Origin of the sequence: Pseudomonas sp. MYb193 (assembly GCF_002966775.1) — a bacterium.
In the GTDB taxonomy this organism is placed as follows: domain Bacteria; phylum Pseudomonadota; class Gammaproteobacteria; order Pseudomonadales; family Pseudomonadaceae; genus Aquipseudomonas; species Aquipseudomonas paracarnis.
The window spans coordinates 368,874-385,539 of record NZ_CP023269.1 but is presented as its reverse complement, the minus strand read 5'-3'; the positions used below and the strand labels follow the sequence as shown (position 1 = coordinate 385,539).

Annotated in this window: 18 protein-coding genes; 7 read left to right on the top strand and 11 right to left on the bottom strand. The window is 61.2% G+C overall.

Annotated elements, in window-relative coordinates; translation table 11 throughout:
- Nucleotides 1-142: 142 nt before the first annotated feature.
- Both glnL and ntrC read left to right on the top strand, forming a co-directional pair.
- Nucleotides 143-1,228 (top strand): nitrogen regulation protein NR(II), encoded by a 1,086-nt coding sequence (gene glnL / locus CLM72_RS01705; protein ID WP_014716523.1) that lies wholly within the window; start codon nucleotides 143-145, stop codon nucleotides 1,226-1,228.
- On the top strand, nucleotides 1,225-2,661 hold the full coding sequence (gene ntrC / locus CLM72_RS01700; RefSeq protein ID WP_003187806.1) for a nitrogen regulation protein NR(I): 1,437 nt from the start codon (nucleotides 1,225-1,227) through the stop codon (nucleotides 2,659-2,661). The genes glnL and ntrC overlap by 4 nt, the downstream gene beginning before the upstream one ends.
- A gap of 445 nt (nucleotides 2,662-3,106) precedes the next feature.
- Here ntrC and CLM72_RS01685 read toward each other — a convergent pair whose 3' ends face one another.
- Complete coding sequence (locus CLM72_RS01685) at nucleotides 3,107-3,547, bottom strand: hypothetical protein (protein ID WP_019819992.1); 441 nt, start codon at nucleotides 3,545-3,547, stop codon at nucleotides 3,107-3,109.
- Here CLM72_RS01685 and CLM72_RS01680 point away from each other — a divergent pair.
- Nucleotides 3,546-4,001, top strand: coding sequence for a tRNA (cytidine(34)-2'-O)-methyltransferase (locus tag CLM72_RS01680; protein ID WP_003171120.1), 456 nt, complete (start codon nucleotides 3,546-3,548; stop codon nucleotides 3,999-4,001). The two genes, CLM72_RS01685 and CLM72_RS01680, sit on opposite strands and share 2 nt — an antisense overlap.
- 159 nt (nucleotides 4,002-4,160) lie before the next feature.
- Here the strand turns inward: CLM72_RS01680 and secB are convergent, their stop codons facing one another.
- From secB to CLM72_RS01665, 3 genes are read right to left on the bottom strand one after another with little or no spacing between them, the layout of a single operon-like run.
- Nucleotides 4,161-4,640, bottom strand: coding sequence for a protein-export chaperone SecB (gene secB / locus CLM72_RS01675; RefSeq protein WP_032894017.1), 480 nt, complete (start codon nucleotides 4,638-4,640; stop codon nucleotides 4,161-4,163).
- A gap of 41 nt (nucleotides 4,641-4,681) precedes the next feature.
- Nucleotides 4,682-4,936, bottom strand: coding sequence for a glutaredoxin 3 (gene grxC / locus CLM72_RS01670; RefSeq protein WP_003171118.1), 255 nt, complete (start codon nucleotides 4,934-4,936; stop codon nucleotides 4,682-4,684).
- A 1-nt stretch (nucleotide 4,937) separates the two neighbouring features.
- Nucleotides 4,938-5,351: a rhodanese-like domain-containing protein gene (locus CLM72_RS01665; protein WP_032901811.1), complete on the bottom strand. Its 414-nt coding sequence runs from the start codon at nucleotides 5,349-5,351 to the stop codon at nucleotides 4,938-4,940.
- 151 nt (nucleotides 5,352-5,502) lie between these two features.
- Between CLM72_RS01665 and gpmI the strand changes: the two genes are divergently transcribed.
- From gpmI to CLM72_RS01645, 4 genes are all read left to right on the top strand, one after another.
- Entirely contained in the window at nucleotides 5,503-7,029 is a 1,527-nt protein-coding gene (gpmI, locus tag CLM72_RS01660; protein WP_105225444.1) for a 2,3-bisphosphoglycerate-independent phosphoglycerate mutase, read from the top strand.
- 257 nt (nucleotides 7,030-7,286) lie between these two features.
- Complete coding sequence (locus tag CLM72_RS01655; RefSeq protein WP_003187792.1) at nucleotides 7,287-8,582, top strand: murein hydrolase activator EnvC; 1,296 nt, start codon at nucleotides 7,287-7,289, stop codon at nucleotides 8,580-8,582.
- 30 nt (nucleotides 8,583-8,612) lie between these two features.
- Nucleotides 8,613-9,926, top strand: a complete 1,314-nt coding sequence (locus CLM72_RS01650) for a S41 family peptidase (RefSeq protein ID WP_034125537.1) — start codon at nucleotides 8,613-8,615, stop codon at nucleotides 9,924-9,926.
- Between the two features lie 2 nt (nucleotides 9,927-9,928).
- The gene (locus CLM72_RS01645; RefSeq protein ID WP_105225443.1) at nucleotides 9,929-10,702 is read left to right on the top strand and encodes a divergent polysaccharide deacetylase family protein; all 774 of its coding nucleotides are present in this window, start codon (nucleotides 9,929-9,931) and stop codon (nucleotides 10,700-10,702) included.
- Between the two features lie 110 nt (nucleotides 10,703-10,812).
- On the opposite strand, the gene CLM72_RS01640 is transcribed toward CLM72_RS01645, so the two are convergent.
- The 7 genes from CLM72_RS01640 to CLM72_RS01610 all read right to left on the bottom strand — a co-directional run bounded on the left by CLM72_RS01640 (nucleotide 10,813) and on the right by CLM72_RS01610 (nucleotide 16,622).
- Nucleotides 10,813-11,568: an ABC transporter substrate-binding protein gene (locus tag CLM72_RS01640; protein WP_105225442.1), complete on the bottom strand. Its 756-nt coding sequence runs from the start codon at nucleotides 11,566-11,568 to the stop codon at nucleotides 10,813-10,815.
- 66 nt (nucleotides 11,569-11,634) lie between these two features.
- Nucleotides 11,635-12,405: an imidazole glycerol phosphate synthase subunit HisF gene (gene hisF, locus CLM72_RS01635; protein ID WP_003187786.1), complete on the bottom strand. Its 771-nt coding sequence runs from the start codon at nucleotides 12,403-12,405 to the stop codon at nucleotides 11,635-11,637.
- Between the two features lie 9 nt (nucleotides 12,406-12,414).
- The gene (hisA, locus tag CLM72_RS01630) at nucleotides 12,415-13,152 is read right to left on the bottom strand and encodes a 1-(5-phosphoribosyl)-5-[(5-phosphoribosylamino)methylideneamino]imidazole-4-carboxamide isomerase (RefSeq protein ID WP_032894030.1); all 738 of its coding nucleotides are present in this window, start codon (nucleotides 13,150-13,152) and stop codon (nucleotides 12,415-12,417) included.
- 39 nt (nucleotides 13,153-13,191) lie between these two features.
- The gene (locus CLM72_RS01625) at nucleotides 13,192-13,449 is read right to left on the bottom strand and encodes a DUF2164 domain-containing protein (protein WP_024072885.1); all 258 of its coding nucleotides are present in this window, start codon (nucleotides 13,447-13,449) and stop codon (nucleotides 13,192-13,194) included.
- The gene (gene hisH / locus CLM72_RS01620) at nucleotides 13,450-14,088 is read right to left on the bottom strand and encodes an imidazole glycerol phosphate synthase subunit HisH (protein WP_105225441.1); all 639 of its coding nucleotides are present in this window, start codon (nucleotides 14,086-14,088) and stop codon (nucleotides 13,450-13,452) included. It lies immediately after the preceding gene.
- Entirely contained in the window at nucleotides 14,088-14,684 is a 597-nt protein-coding gene (hisB, locus tag CLM72_RS01615; protein ID WP_003187781.1) for an imidazoleglycerol-phosphate dehydratase HisB, read from the bottom strand. The genes hisH and hisB overlap by 1 nt, the downstream gene beginning before the upstream one ends.
- Before the next feature lie 276 nt (nucleotides 14,685-14,960).
- Entirely contained in the window at nucleotides 14,961-16,622 is a 1,662-nt protein-coding gene (locus CLM72_RS01610; protein WP_005783912.1) for an OFA family MFS transporter, read from the bottom strand.
- Nucleotides 16,623-16,666: the final 44 nt, after the last annotated feature.

The following is a 16,666-nucleotide window of genomic DNA, read 5'->3' as shown; positions in this document are numbered from 1 at the left end:
GCTGGCAGAACGCCACAGTTTCGCGCCTAAACCCCTTATTTCAGGGCATTAGCGCTTCTTTTCGGAGCCTTGGTTTGGTTTTTGCATTTTCCTTGTATCAGCGTGTGCCTCAAGCCCGCGCCTTGCTCCAAAAGAGGTCCCGATGACCATCAGCGATGCACTGCACCGTTTGTTACTCGACAACCTGACCACCGCGACCATCCTGCTCAATGCCGACCTGCGCCTTGAGTACATGAACCCGGCGGCGGAGATGCTCCTGGCGATCAGCGGCCAGCGCAGCCATGGGCAGTTCATCAGCGAATTGTTCACCGAGTCGGCCGAAGCCTTGAGCTCGTTGCGCCAGGCCGTGGAGCAGGCACACCCGTTCACCAAGCGCGAAGCGATGCTCACCGCGCTCACCGGACAAACGTTGACCGTCGACTACGCCGTGACCCCGATCCTGAGTAATGGCGCGACCCTGCTGCTGCTCGAAGTTCACCCCCGCGACCGCCTGCTGCGCATCACCAAGGAGGAAGCGCAGTTGTCCAAGCAGGAAACCAGCAAGATGCTGGTGCGCGGCCTCGCCCACGAGATCAAGAACCCGTTGGGCGGCATTCGCGGCGCGGCACAGTTGTTGTCCCGTGAGCTGCCGGACGAGCACCTCAAGGACTACACCAACGTCATCATCGAAGAAGCCGACCGTCTGCGTAACCTGGTGGACCGCATGCTCGGCTCCAACAAGCTGCCGTCCTTGGCGATGACCAACGTGCATGAGGTGCTGGAGCGGGTCTGCCAATTGGTCGAGGCCGAAAGCCAAGGCTGCATCACCTTGGTGCGCGACTACGACCCAAGTATTCCCGACGTGTTGATCGACCGCGAGCAGATGATCCAGGCGGTGCTCAACATCGTGCGCAACGCCATGCAGGCCATCAGCAGCCAGAATGAGCTACGCCTGGGCCGCATCAGCCTGCGCACCCGCGCCCTGCGCCAGTTCACCATCGGCCATGTGCGCCACCGCCTGGTGACCAAGGTCGAGATCATCGACAACGGCCCCGGCATTCCTGCGGAGCTGCAGGAAACCATCTTCTTTCCCATGGTCAGCGGCCGCCCGGACGGTACCGGGCTGGGCCTGGCCATCACCCAGAACATCATCAGCCAGCATCAGGGCCTGATCGAATGTGAGAGCCACCCTGGCCACACCACGTTCTCGATCTTCCTGCCATTGGAACAAGGAGCCCCCACGACATGAGCCGTAGTGAAACTGTCTGGATCGTCGATGACGACCGTTCTATCCGCTGGGTCCTCGAGAAAGCCTTGCAACAGGAAGGCATGACTACCCAGAGCTTCGACAGCGCCGACGGGGTGATGAGCCGCCTGGCACGCCAGCAGCCGGACGTGATCATTTCCGATATCCGCATGCCTGGCGCCAGTGGCCTGGACTTGCTGGCGCGCATTCGCGAGCAGCACCCGCGCCTGCCGGTGATCATCATGACTGCCCACTCGGACCTGGACAGCGCTGTCGCGTCCTATCAGGGCGGCGCCTTTGAATACCTGCCCAAGCCATTCGATGTGGATGAAGCGGTGGCGCTGGTCAAGCGCGCCAACCAGCACGCCCAGGAACAACAGAACCAGGAAGCGCCGCCGACCCTGACCCGTACCCCGGAAATCATCGGGGAAGCGCCGGCGATGCAGGAAGTGTTTCGCGCCATCGGGCGCTTGAGCCATTCCAACATCACCGTGCTGATCAACGGCGAATCGGGGACCGGTAAAGAGCTGGTGGCCCATGCCCTGCACCGCCACAGCCCACGCGCGGCCTCGCCGTTTATCGCGCTGAACATGGCGGCGATCCCCAAGGACCTGATGGAGTCCGAACTGTTCGGCCATGAGAAAGGCGCATTCACCGGCGCGGCCAACCTGCGTCGCGGACGCTTTGAACAGGCGGACGGCGGCACACTGTTTCTCGATGAAATCGGCGACATGCCGGCCGATACCCAGACTCGCTTGCTACGCGTGCTGGCTGACGGCGAGTTCTACCGTGTGGGCGGGCATACGCCGGTCAAGGTGGATGTGCGCATCATCGCGGCCACCCACCAGAACCTGGAAACACTGGTGCATGCGGGTAAATTCCGTGAGGACTTGTTCCACCGCCTCAACGTGATCCGCATCCACATCCCGCGCATGTCAGACCGTCGCGAAGATATCCCCACCCTCGCCCGCCACTTCCTCAGCCGCGCCGCCCTGGAGCTGGCCGTCGAGCCCAAGCTGCTCAAAAGCGAGACCGAGGAATACCTCAAGAACCTGCCGTGGCCCGGCAACGTGCGCCAGCTGGAGAACACCTGCCGCTGGATCACCGTGATGGCCTCCGGGCGTGAAGTGCACATCAGCGACCTGCCGCCGGAGCTGCTGAGCCTGCCGCAGGACTCGGCTCCCGTGACCAACTGGGAACAGGCGCTGCGCCAATGGGCGGACCAGGCCTTGGCACGCGGCCAGTCGAACCTGCTGGACAGCGCCGTGCCAGCGTTCGAGCGGATCATGATCGAGACTGCCCTGAAGCACACTGCCGGCCGTCGTCGCGATGCGGCCGTGCTGCTGGGTTGGGGGCGCAATACCCTGACGCGCAAGATCAAGGAATTGGGGATGAAGGTGGATGGTGGGGATGATGATGAGGGTGATGAGGCCTGAACCCCAAGACCGCTGAAGGCCCAGTGTGGGAGCCGGGCTTGCCCGCGATGACGGTGTGTCAGTCACCCTGTATAGGGCTGACACGCCCTCATCGCAGGCAAGCCAGCTCCCACATTGGTTTTGTGCAATGCCTGCAGACTGTGCACCGCTTCAATGCACAATGAACCGGCATTGAGCACAGACCAGAAAACTCACATATCGCTTTCGCTACAAATTTCTTGGTAGCAGAAACAAACAAAGCCCCGTATTCCGGGGCTTTGCGCTTTTTGGCATTTTTTTCCAGCAGCAATTGCAAGTTTTGGCACGCCCCCTGCAACAACCCCAGTACTACCCAGCTTCGGGGACCTTGGTACAGGCAGGCCGAGAATCCCCTCTTTAACACCGAAGCCTTGGGCTTCACCCCGTTTTGGGAGCCCTGGTACAGGCAGGCCGGGAACTCCCTCTTTTATTGCTCTTGGAGATGGATCTCCAGCCGCCAGCGGCCATCGACCTCTGCACCGCTCCACTCCCCACGCAACGGCCGAGCCGCCACCAGGTTCAGCAGCAGGCCAGCGTCGGTCTTGCGTATGCGCCAATTCACGTCCTTGTCATTGACCTTGAGCTGCCCGCTTGCAGCCTTTCCCTGGGCGTCAAACAGCAACGCCACGGTGCCGTCGATATGCTCGCCGTGCAGCTTGGGTTCGTCGTTGAACCACACCACCAAACCATCCGCCGCAGGTTCTACCTGTTGCAGCTCCAGCGGCTCGGGGGTGGTCAAGCGACCGATCATCAAGCCAATCATCAAGCCGACAATCGCCAATGAGCCCAACACCCTCGGCAATAGCTTCGGTCTCGGGTCGTCTTCGGGGGTAGAATGCAGCGCATCTTTGCCTTCGGAGCCGTGCATGTTTCACGTCATCCTTTTTCAACCAGAAATTCCGCCGAATACCGGCAACGTTATCAGGCTGTGCGCCAACAGTGGCTGCCACCTGCATTTGATCGAGCCGTTGGGCTTTGACATGGACGACAAGCGCCTGCGCCGTGCCGGGCTGGACTACCACGAGTACGCCACCCTCAAGCGCCATGCCGACCTCGCCAGTTGCCTGGAGAGCCTGGGCCACCCACGGCTGTTCGCGTTCACCACCAAGGGCTCGCGGCCGTTTCATGATGCCAGCTTTGCCGAGGGCGACGCGTTCCTGTTCGGCCCGGAGAGCCGAGGCCTGCCGGCCGAGGTGCTTGACGCATTGCCCGATGGCCATCGCCTGCGCTTACCGATGCGTGAAGGCTGCCGCAGCCTGAACCTGTCGAACACCGTAGCCGTTGCCGTCTATGAAGGCTGGCGCCAACTGGGTTTTAAATAACACCGCATAACAAATGTGGGAGCGGACTTGTGTGGGAGCCGGGCTTGCCCGCGATGCAGGCACCTCGGTGTGTCAGTCACACCGCAGTGATGCTATCGCAGGCAAGCCAGCTCCCACACAAGCCCGCTCCCACATTTTAGAACGGCATCGCTCAGCAAATTACTGAACGGTTGGCGCGCCTTCCTGTTGCATGCGCTGCAGCTCTTGGGCGTACAGGGCATCGAAGTTCACCGGGGCCAGCATCAGGGCCGGGAACGAACCACGGGTGACCAGGCTGTCCAGGGTCTCACGGGCATACGGGAACAGGATGTTCGGGCAGAACGCACCCAGGGTGTGGCTCATGGACGCTTCGTCCAGGCCTTGGATCAGGAAGATACCGGCCTGTTGCACTTCAGCGATGAAAGCGACTTCTTCACCATTCTTGACGGTGACCGACAGGGTCAGCACGACTTCGTGGAAGTCACCTTCCAGGGATTTCTGACGGGTGTTCAGGTCCAGCGCAACGCTTGGGGTCCACTCCTGACGGAAGATGGCCGGGCTTTTTGGCGCTTCGAACGACAGGTCACGCACGTAGATCCGCTGCAGCGAAAACTGTGGGCCTTGAGCTTCTGCTGCTTCGGTGTTCTGTTGATCAGTCATCGCAGATCCTTCTTTATCTTGGGTTCTTAAGGGTTTAGACGTCAGGCGGACAGCAGCGCATCAAGTTTACCGGCGCGCTCCAGAGCGAACAGGTCGTCGCAACCACCGATATGCCGGGTGCCGATCCAGATCTGCGGGACCGACGTGCGGCCAGCCTTCTGGGCCATTTCGGCGCGCACCTGGGGCTTGCCATCGACCTTGATCTCTTCAAAGGCAACACCCTTTTTCTCAAGCAAGGCCTTGGCCCGCATGCAGTAAGGGCACCAATCGCTGGAATACACGACAACCTGGCTCATATCACTTCACCAACGGCAGGTTATCGCCACGCCAGCTGCTGATACCACCCGACAGCTTGGCGGCGGTGAAGCCGGACTTGAGCATCTCACGGGCGTGGGTGCCGGAGTGCTGGCCCTGGGCATCGACCAGGATGATGGTCTTGGCCTTGTGCTTTTCCAGTTCGCCCAGACGCGCAATCAGCTTGTCCTGGGGAATGTTCAGGGCGCCAACGATATGGCCGGCGGCATAATCCTTGGCCGGGCGAATATCGACGACGACGGCCTCATCCTTGTTGACCAGCGCGGTCAGCTCCGACGTGCTCAGGCTGCGACCACCGCGGCTCAGTTCGTGAGCGATCAGCAGCGCCAGCAGGATGACGAAGGCGCCCACAAGCAGGTAGTGGGCAGTGGCAAATGCAATCAGGTGATCAACCATCAAGGAGGTTCCAGGGCGTTAAAATGGCGGTAAGTATACACAGCCGCCAGGGGGGGCCAACCCCCGTAAAGCGGTGACGTGGTTGGAACTTCGCTTTAAACTGCCACTCCCTTTTCAATTGTCTTCCTTTATTAGCGCCGCGAGAGGATCTATGACTACCACGCCTAAACCTTTGGTCCTGATAATTCTCGATGGCTTCGGACACAGTGAAAGCCACCACGACAACGCAGTGTACTCGGCCAACAAGCCGGTACTGGACCGCCTGACCGCCACCGTGCCCAACGGCCTGATCTCAGGTTCCGGCATGGACGTGGGCCTGCCGGACGGCCAGATGGGCAACTCGGAAGTCGGCCACATGAACCTCGGTGCCGGACGAGTGGTGTACCAGGACTTCACTCGTGTCACCAAGGCGATCCGCGATGGCGAGTTCTTCGAAAACCCGACCATCTGCGCGGCGGTCGATAAAGCCGTTGCCGCCAGCAAGGCCGTGCACTTCATGGGCCTGTTGTCGGACGGCGGCGTACACAGCCATCAGGATCACTTGGTCGCCATGGCCGAACTGGCGTTCAAGCGCGGCGCTGACAAAATCTATCTGCACGCCTTCCTCGACGGCCGCGACACGCCGCCTAAAAGCGCGCAATCCTCCATCGAACTGCTGGATACCACCTTCGCCGCCCTGGGCAAGGGCCGTATCGCCAGCCTGGTGGGCCGTTACTTCGCCATGGACCGCGACAACCGCTGGGACCGTGTCGCCCAGGCCTACAACCTGATAGTAGACGGCCAGGCCGAATTCAACGCGGCCACCGCCCAGGAAGGCCTGGAAGCGGCCTACGCCCGTGGCGAAAGCGATGAATTCGTCAAAGCCACCACCATCGGCGAGCCGGTGAAAGTCGAAGACGGCGACGCCGTGGTGTTCATGAACTTCCGCGCCGACCGCGCCCGTGAACTGAGCCATGTGTTCGTCGATGAAGGCTTCAAGGACTTCGAGCGCGCGCGCCAGCCGAAGGTCGAGTTCGTCATGCTCACCCAATACGCCGCCAACATCCCGGCCCCGTCGGCGTTCGCCCCGGGCAGCCTGGAGAACGTGCTGGGCGACTACCTGGCCAAGAACGGCAAGACCCAACTGCGCATCGCCGAAACCGAGAAATACGCCCACGTGACGTTCTTCTTCTCCGGTGGCCGCGAGGAGCCGTTCCCCGGCGAAGAGCGCATCCTGATCCCGTCGCCAAAAGTCGCTACCTACGACTTGCAGCCGGAAATGAGCGCACCGGAAGTCACCGACAAGATCGTCGACGCCATTGATCACCAGCGTTATGACGTGATCGTCGTCAACTACGCCAACGGCGACATGGTTGGCCACAGCGGCAACCTGGAAGCGGCGGTCAAGGCCGTGGAATGCCTGGATAAATGTGTTGGCCGCATCGTCGACGCGCTGGAAAAAGTCGGCGGCGAAGCGCTGATCACCGCCGACCACGGCAACTGCGAACAGATGTCCGACGAATCCACCGGCCAGGCGCACACCGCGCACACCACCGAACCGGTGCCGTTCATCTACGTCGGCAAACGTGACCTGAAAGTGCGTGAAGGTGGCGTGCTGGCGGATGTGGCGCCGACCATGCTCAAGCTGATGGGGTTGGAACAGCCGAAGGAGATGACCGGGACCTCGATCCTGGTCTGATCCAAAGTACGCCACAAAACAGTGTGGGAGCGGGCTTGCCCGCGATAGCGGCTAATCAGTCGACATCTATGTCGCTGACCCACCGCAATCGCGGGCAAGCCCGCTCCCACATTGGTTTGTGGTGTTTGATAGATGTCTTTTCGCCATACCAGCACCACTCGGCACCTATCTTGCCCACCAGCCCCAATTGGGCGTTTTTTTTGCAGCGCTTGGCGGGCATACTAGGCCGTCCTTTTCCCCTGGTGTCGCCCGCCTCTATGCTTCGCGCCTTGATAACCCTTGCTCTTGTCTGCCTGCTCCAACCGGCGTTTGCCGATGAGCGCGCACAAACCCAACAACAGTTGGACGCTACGCGTCAGGACATTACCGAGCTGAAAAAGCTGCTCGGCAAGCTCCAGGAAGAAAAATCCGGGGTGCAGAAAGACCTGCGCGGCACGGAAACCGAAATGGGCAAGCTGGAGAAGCAGGTCCAGGAGCTGCAAAAAGAACTAAAGAAGAGCGAGTCGGAACTGGAGCGACTCGACGCTGAGAAAAAAAAACTCCAGAGCGCACGCGTTGAACAGCAACGCCTGATCGCGATCCAGGCCCGTGCCGCGTACCAGAGCGGCCGCCAGGAGTACCTCAAGCTGCTGCTCAACCAGCAGAACCCGGAAAAATTCGCCCGTACCCTCACCTATTACGACTACCTGAGCCAGGCGCGCCTGGCGCAATTGAAGGGGTTTAACGAAACCCTGCGCCAATTGGCCAATGTCGAGCAGGAAATCGCTGACCAGCAATCGCAGCTGCTCGACCAGAAAACCGCCCTCGACACCCAGCGCGACCAGCTCGATAAAGTACGCAAGGAACGCCAGCAGGCCCTGGCCAAGCTCAACAGCGACGTAAAAGCCCGCGACGCCAAGTTGCAGGCCCGCGAGCAAGACCAGGCCGACCTGGCCAAAGTCCTCAAGACCATTGAAGAAACCCTGGCCCGCCAGGCACGCGAGGCCGAAGAAGCGCGGCAAAAAGCGCTGATCGCCCAGCAGGAAGCCGAAAAAAAGCGTCAGCGTGAGGCCGAACTGGCTGCCACCACCGACGCTCCGGCCCCGCGCAAACCGGCGCGTGCAGCGCCTGGCCCGTTGGTTTCCAGCAGCGGCGAGTCGTTCGGCGGCCCTTTTGCTTCCGCACGAGGCAAACTTCCATGGCCGGTTGATGGTCGATTACTGGCACGCTTTGGGGAAACCCGTGGCGATGACACCCGCGCCAAGTGGGATGGCGTGATGATCAGCGCCTCTGCCGGCAGCCAGGTCCACGCGGTGCACGGTGGGCGCGTGGTGTTCGCCGATTGGTTGCGGGGCGCCGGCTTGCTGGTGATTCTTGACCACGGCAATGGCTATTTGAGCCTTTACGGCCACAATCAGACATTACTCAAGTCGGCAGGTGATGTTGTAAAAGCCGGTGAATCCATCTCCACTGTCGGTAACAGTGGCGGCCAGGACACCCCGGCGCTGTACTTCGCTATTCGTCAGCAGGGCCGCCCGAGCGACCCTGCACAATGGTGCCGGTCCCAAGGATAGGGTCGCATCTACATTAGGAGTTCGTTCGACATGCTGCATTTGTCCCGCCTCACTTCGCTGGCCCTGACGATCGCCCTGGTGATCGGCGCGCCTCTGGCTTTTGCCGACCAGGCCGCACCGGCTGCACCTGCCATGGCTGCGACGACCAAGGCGCCATTGCCGCTGGACGAGCTGCGCACCTTTGCCGAGGTCATGGACCGGATCAAGGCAGCGTATGTCGAACCCGTAGACGACAAGGCCCTGCTGGAAAATGCCATCAAGGGCATGCTCAGCAACCTCGACCCGCACTCCGCCTACCTGGGCCCGGAAGATTTCGCCGAGCTGCAGGAAAGCACCAGCGGTGAGTTCGGCGGCCTGGGCATCGAAGTGGGCTCCGAAGACGGCCAGATCAAAGTGGTCTCGCCTATTGACGACACCCCGGCGTCCAAGGCCGGCATCCAGGCCGGCGACCTGATCGTGAAGATCAACGGCCAGCCGACCCGTGGCCAGACCATGACCGAAGCCGTCGACAAGATGCGCGGCAAGCTCGGCCAGAAGATCACCCTGACCCTGGTACGCGACGGCGGCAACCCGTTTGACGTGACCCTGGCCCGTGCGACCATCACGGTCAAGAGCGTGAAAAGCCAGTTGCTGGAGTCGGGCTACGGCTACATCCGTATCACCCAGTTCCAGGTCAAGACCGGCGACGAAGTGGCCAAGGCCCTGGCCAAGCTGCGCAAGGACAACGGCAAGAAGCTCAACGGCATCGTGCTTGACCTGCGCAACAACCCAGGCGGCGTGTTGCAGTCGGCGGTCGAGGTGGTCGACCACTTCGTCACCAAGGGCCTGATCGTCTACACCAAGGGCCGTATCGCCAACTCCGAGTTGCGCTTCTCGGCCACTGGCAACGACCTCAGCGAGAACGTGCCACTGGCGGTATTGATCAACGGCGGCAGCGCCTCGGCCTCGGAAATCGTCGCCGGCGCCCTGCAAGACCTCAAGCGCGGCGTGCTGATGGGCACCACCAGCTTCGGCAAAGGCTCGGTGCAGACCGTATTGCCGCTGAACAACGACCGTGCACTGAAGATCACCACGGCGCTGTATTACACGCCGAACGGCCGCTCGATCCAGGCCCAGGGCATTGTGCCGGACATCGAAGTACGCCGCGCCAAGATCACCAACGAGATCGATGGCGAATACTACAAAGAGGCCGACCTGCAAGGCCACCTGGGCAATGGCAACGGCGGTGCCGACCAGCCAACCGGTAGCCGCGCCAAGGCCAAGCCGATGCCGCAGGACGATGACTACCAACTGGCCCAGGCGCTCAGCCTGCTCAAGGGCTTGAGCATCACCCGCAGCCGTTGATCATGCGTCTTGCCCTGATCATCGCTGTGCTGTGCAGCCTGGCAGGGGTCGCTCAAGCGGCCACTGCCAGCGAAGCGCACAAAGCCTACCTGACGCTTATCATCGACGACCTGGGGCAAAACCTGCCTCGGGATCGTCGTGTACTTGCGCTACCCGGCCCGGTGACCGCCGCCATCATGCCGGACACGCCCCACGCCACCGAATTTGCCCGTGAGGCCCACAAGGCTGGCAAGATCGTGATCCTGCACATGCCCATGGACCCAGCCACCGGCCCCTTCGCCTGGCACCCGGAGCTGTCCATCGAAGAACTGGGCAAGCGCCTGGACGCGGCATTTGAAGCCGTGCCCTACACCGCCGGTATCAACAACCACATGGGCAGCCGCATGACCGCACAACCGGTAGCGATGACTTGGCTGATGGGTGAGCTGCAACGGCGCCACAAGTTCTTCGTCGACAGCCGCACCAGTGCGCAAACCGTCGCCGCCGCCGAGGCGCAGAAGATCGGTTTGGCCCATGTGTCGCGGGATGTATTTCTCGATGACGAACGCACCGAGGCGGCGATTACCACGCAACTGCAGACCGCGATCAAACTGGCGCACAAGCAGGGCTCGGCGGTGATGATAGGGCACCCTTACCCACAGACGCTGGCGGTGCTGGAGCGCGAGTTGCCCAAGCTCAAGGCGCAGGGCGTGGAGTGGATCGATATCAAGTTGATGATCAGCGTGCGCAGTAATCGGGCGATGAGTGCCCACGGCAAAAACGGCATCTATCGCTGACAGTCACTGTGGCGAGGGAGCTTGCTCCCGCTGGAGTGCGAAGCGCTCCCACGATTTTAGGGCCGCTACGCAGCCCAGCGGGAGCAAGCTCCCTCGCCACAACAGCTCACTTACAGATATTGCGCCATGATTTCGTCTATACGGCCGCTGTTGCGTAACTCATCCAATGCGGCCTGGAGCCTGGCCACCAGCTCATCCGGCACGTCTTTGTTCAACGCCAGGTAAAGCTGCGCACTGTTGAAGCGCAATACCGTCTTGAGCCCGTTCACTCCCACCTGCCGCGCCAGGTAACGCCCAGCAGGATCGCCAGTGGCCCACAGGTCGATCTGGCCTTCCATAAGCTTTTGCGCATTATCCTGGTCACGCAGGGCGACTATCGGCTTGAGCCCCTGCTTGTCCAGGCTTTCGGCAATGGCATCGCCTTTGTAGGCGCCAATCTTGTAGCGGCGCGCTTGCTCCAGATTTTCCAACTCGATCTTGCTGTCTGCCTTGGCCAGCAACACCCAATCGTCCGGGCCGATAGGGCCGACCCATTTGAACAAGGCTTCACGATCTGGCAACCGCGCCATCACAAACACGCCGTAACCTGGCTGTTCCAGGGCGAGCTTGTAGATTCGCTCCCAAGGAAAACGCAGAGTGAGGTTGTAGGAAATGCCAGCGCGCTTGAAGGTTTCGCGCACGATGTCCACGGCGATGCCTTCGATGTTCTCGTCCTTGGCGAAGTTCTTGCCGTTTTTCGCCATGTTGTAGGGCGGAAAATTTTCCGTCAGCAACACCAGGGAGGCGTCAGACGGTTGTTCGGCGTGTGCCGTAGCCACCATGAGCATGGAGGAACTGGCAAGGGCGAGCAGCAGGTGTTTGAACATGAAGGCTACCGGAATCCATGGCAAGCGCAGAGAGTGCCGCGAGCCTGCCATGGTGTCCAGCAGCGTTTAGCGCACGACGATACCGCGCGCCGCCATGTAGGCCTTGGCCTCGGGCACGGTGTATTCGCCAAAGTGGAAAATACTCGCCGCCAGCACCGCGCTGGCGTGGCCTTCAAGCACGCCATCGGCCAGGTGTTGCAGGTTGCCAACCCCACCCGACGCGATCACTGGAATGCCCAGGGCATCGCTGATGGCGCGGGTGACGCCCAGGTCGAAGCCGTTTTTCATGCCGTCCTGGTCCATGCTGGTCAGCAGGATCTCACCGGCGCCCAGGCCTTCCATCTTCATCGCCCACTCCACCGCGTCCAGCCCGGTAGGCTTGCGCCCGCCGTGGGTGAAGATCTCCCAGCGCGGGGTTTCGCCCGGGCCGGAGACCTTCTTGGCGTCGATAGCCACCACGATACATTGCGAGCCGAAGTGTTGTGCGGCTTCGCCGACAAACTCGGGGTTGAACACGGCGGCGGTGTTGATCGAGACCTTGTCCGCACCGGCATTGAGCAGGTTGCGGATGTCTTGCACGGTGCGCACGCCGCCACCCACGGTCAGCGGGATAAACACCTGGCTGGCCATGCGCTCGACGGTATGCAGCGTGGTATCACGGCCATCGACGCTGGCGGTGATGTCGAGAAAGGTAATCTCATCGGCACCTTGCTCATCGTATCGACGGGCAATTTCCACCGGGTCGCCGGCGTCACGGATGTTCTCGAACTTGACGCCCTTGACCACGCGACCGTTGTCGACGTCCAGGCAAGGGATGATGCGTTTGGCCAGCGCCATGGTCAGTCCTCAGCCGTTGTAGGCGTCGCAGTAAGCCTGGGCTTCGGCGACGTCCAGAGTGCCTTCATAGATCGCACGGCCGGTGATGGCGCCGATGATCCCAGGCGCCTTGGCGTCCAGCAGCGACTTGATGTCGCCCAGGTTGTGGATGCCGCCGGAAGCGATCACCGGAATCTTGGTGGCCGCTGCCAGGGCTGCGGTGAAAGGTACGTTGCAGCCCTGCATCATGCCGTCTTTGGCGATGTCGGTATAAACGATGGCGGACACGCCGTCGGCTTCGAACTGCTTGGCCAGGTCGATCACTTGCACGGTGCTGATTTCAGCCCAGCCGTCGGTGGCGACGAAGCCGTCCTTGGCATCCAGGCCGACGATCACCTTGCCAGGGAACGCGCGGCAAGCTTCGGCGACGAAGGCTGGGTCTTTCACGGCCTTGGTGCCGATGATCACGTAGCTCACGCCCGCTTTCACGTAGTGCTCGATGGTTTCCAGGGAGCGGATACCGCCGCCGATCTGGATCGGCAGGGTCGGGTAGCGCTTGGCGATGGCGGTGACCACCTCGCCATTGACCGGCTGGCCTTCGAAGGCGCCGTTCAGGTCCACCAGATGCAGACGACGGCAGCCCCCTTCTACCCATTTGGCAGCCATGCTCACCGGGTCATCGGAGAACACGGTGGAATCTTCCATGCGGCCTTGGCGCAGGCGGACACAAGCGCCGTCCTTGAGATCGATAGCGGGGATAATCAGCATCTGGCAAACCTTATTCGATATTCAGCAATGCTTGGGAAATCAGGGTTTCTCAAGCGACCACAAGTCGCTTTCGATGCTTTCGAACCTTTCTTTAAGGAGCGTCTGCGTGTCGAAAATCGCCCTGTTGTAATAATGCGGCGCCACTTCGGTGGTGAACAGCTCAAGAATTTCGGCGACCTCGAACGAGCCCAGCTTGAGCTCGAAGCGGTCCTCCATGAAACGCTTGATCTTGTCGGTAGCCTCACGCTCCTGCTCGGGCGTGAGGTTCAAGATCGGCTGCTTCGGTTTCCTGGCCATTTACCAGCGACCATCCCACGTGGCGAAGTTCTGCAGCAATTGCAGGCCATGGGTATGGCTCTTCTCCGGGTGAAACTGCACGGCAAAGCGCGAACCATCGGCCAGCGCGGCGGCAAAATCGACGCCGTAATGCCCGCCACCCACCACCTGGCGCGGGTTACCGGCGGCGATGTAGTAGCTGTGCACGAAGTAGAAACGCGCCATGTCCGGGATGTCGTGCCACAGCGGGTGGTCGACGGTGCGGCGCACTTCGTTCCAGCCCATGTGCGGGACTTTGAGGTGCTCGCCCTCTTCATGCAGGTCTTTGCCGAAGAACTTCACCTGGCCCGGAAACAGGCCGATGCAGTCGACTCCGCCGTTCTCTTCACTGCTGTCGAGCAAGGCTTGCATGCCCACGCAGATACCGAGGAAGGGGCGGTCCTGGCTGACTTCGCGCACCAGGCTATCAAAGCCCAGGCGACGGATCTCGGCCATGCAATCGCGAATCGCGCCGACGCCGGGGAACACCACACGGTCGGCTTCGCGAATCACGTTGGCATCGCTGGTGATCAGCACCTTGCCAGCGCCTACATGCTCAAGGGCCTTGGCCACCGAGTGCAGGTTACCCATGCCGTAATCGATAACCGCGACCGTCTGCATTACAGGACGCCCTTGGTCGACGGCATTTGCCCGCCCATGCGCTCATCGACTTCCACGGCCATGCGCAGTGCGCGGCCGAAAGCCTTGAACACGGTTTCGATCTGGTGGTGAGTGTTGGTGCCGCGCAGGTTGTCGATGTGCAGGCTGACCAGTGCGTGGTTGACAAAGCCCTGGAAGAATTCCTGGAACAGGTCGACGTCAAAGCCACGGCCCACGTTAGCGCGGGTGTACGGCACGTGCATCTGCAAACCCGGGCGACCGGAGAAGTCGATGACCACACGGGACAGCGCCTCATCCAACGGGACATAGGCATGGCCGTAGCGACGGATGCCTTTTTTGTCGCCGATGGCCTTGGCAAACGCCTGGCCGAGGGTGATGCCCACGTCTTCCACCATGTGGTGGTCGTCGATATGCAGGTCGCCTTTGCCGACGATATCCAGGTCGATCAGCCCGTGACGGGCGATCTGGTCCAGCATGTGCTCAAGAAAAGGTACACCGATATCAAATCGGGCCTTTCCGGTGCCATCCAGGTTGATCGAGGCTTTGATCTGGGTTTCCAGAGTGTCGCGCTCGACAGATGCCTTACGTTCGGCCATCACCAGCTCCGCAAAATCATTGGGCGAAAAAGGCAGCCATTATAGGGGCGCAGGCGCTAAACAGAAACAACGAAGGGGATAAGACTGACGAGTTGGAGCGAGGAATGTCGGGGATAGACATGTGCATACATGTGAGCATGGGCTTATGTGGGAGCTGGCTTGCCTGCGATGCAGACACCTCGGGGTATCAGTTGCACCGCAGTGATGCTATCGCAGGCAAGCCAGCTCCCACACAAGCCCGGCCCCACAGGAGCCGGGCCCACCCTTATTGCGGGGTCAGTGGAACAGTACCGCCGTCTTCTGCAAGGTCACCCACACACCCCACGCCAACGGAATACCCACTACCAGCCACGCGGCAATCGCCAGCGGCTTGCTGGCGGCGGAGGCCTTCCACTCCAGCACGGTGCTCGCATCAGCACCTTTGTCATGGCCCAGCGCCTGCTCGGCGGCCAGTTCGGCGTCGGTCATGAAGTACTTGTCGGCCACCGGGCGCACCAGCAGGTTGCAGATGAAGCCCAGCACCAGCAGGCCGGCCAGGATGTACAAGGTGATGTCGTAGGCCGCGGCGCGTTCAACGCCGATGCTCAACTGGTATTCACGCAGGTAGTTCACCAACACCGGGCCCAACACGCCCGCAGCGGCCCAGGCGGTCAACAGGCGACCGTGGATCGCGCCAACCATCTGAGTGCCGAACAGGTCCGCCAGGTAGGCCGGAACCGTGGCAAAACCACCGCCGTACATCGACAGGATGATGCAGAACGCAGCCACGAACAGCGCCACGTTACCCAGGTGCCCCAGGTTCGGGATCAACGCATAGAGGGCAAAGCCCAGTGCGAAGAACACAAAATAGGTGTTTTTACGCCCCAGGTAGTCGGAGAACGACGCCCAGAAGAACCGTCCACCGATGTTGAACAGGCTCAACAGGCCGGTAAAACCAGCGGCAATGGCTGCAATGGAGGCCAACTGGCCCGCATCCAATTGACCAAATGGCACATCGACGCCCAGGAGTTTGCCGCCAAATACTTCCTGTAGCAGCGGCGAAGCCATGCCCAGAATACCGATACCGGCCGACACGTTCAGGCACAGCACCAGCCATACCAGGCGGAACTGCGGGGTTTTCCACGCGACATTCACATGCACATGGCGGTGAGTGATCATCGCATTGCTGGCTTTTTTCGCCGGAGCAGTCCAACCCTCAGGCTTCCAGCCGGTTGGCGGCACGCGATACAGCAGTGCGCCACCGATCATGAACACGAAGTAAATCGCCGCCATGACCACAAAGCTCTGCCATACACCGACGCTGGTTGGTGAAGAGAAATGGCCCATCAGCGCCGCAGCCAAAGGTGCACCCACCATCGCGCCGCCGCCAAAGCCCATGATCGCCATGCCGGTCGCCATGCCGCGCTTGTCCGGGAACCACTTGATCAAGGTCGAAACGGGCGAGATATAGCCCAGGCCCAGGCCAATACCGCCAATGACCCCGGAGCCGATCCACATCAGCCAGATCTGGTGGGTATAGATACCCAAGGCCGAGATCAGCAGGCCACCACACCAGCACAGCGCCGAGACAACACCAGCCTTACGCGGCCCGGCGTGTTCCAGCCAACCGCCCCAGATCGCTGCGGAGCAACCCAGGAAGATGAAGAACAGGGTGTAGATCCAGCCCAACATGGAGATGGGCCAGTCGCATTGGGACGAAAAGACTTGGGCGATAAAGCTCATGTCCGGCGCGCAGGCTACCGGCGCGGTGATACCCAGCGCCTTGGACAAGGGCAGCCAGAACACCGAGAAGCCGTAGGCCATGCCGATGCACAAGTGGATGGCCAGTGCGGCCGGTGGAACCAGCCAGCGGTTGAAGCCCGGCTTGGCGATGATGCGCTCCTTGGACAGGAACGCAGGCTGTGCGGCGGCAGTGCCGGCCACAGTGCTAGTGCTCATTGGTGTTTCCCCCAGTTATTGGTATGCGTCCGTCAGGCGCTCTC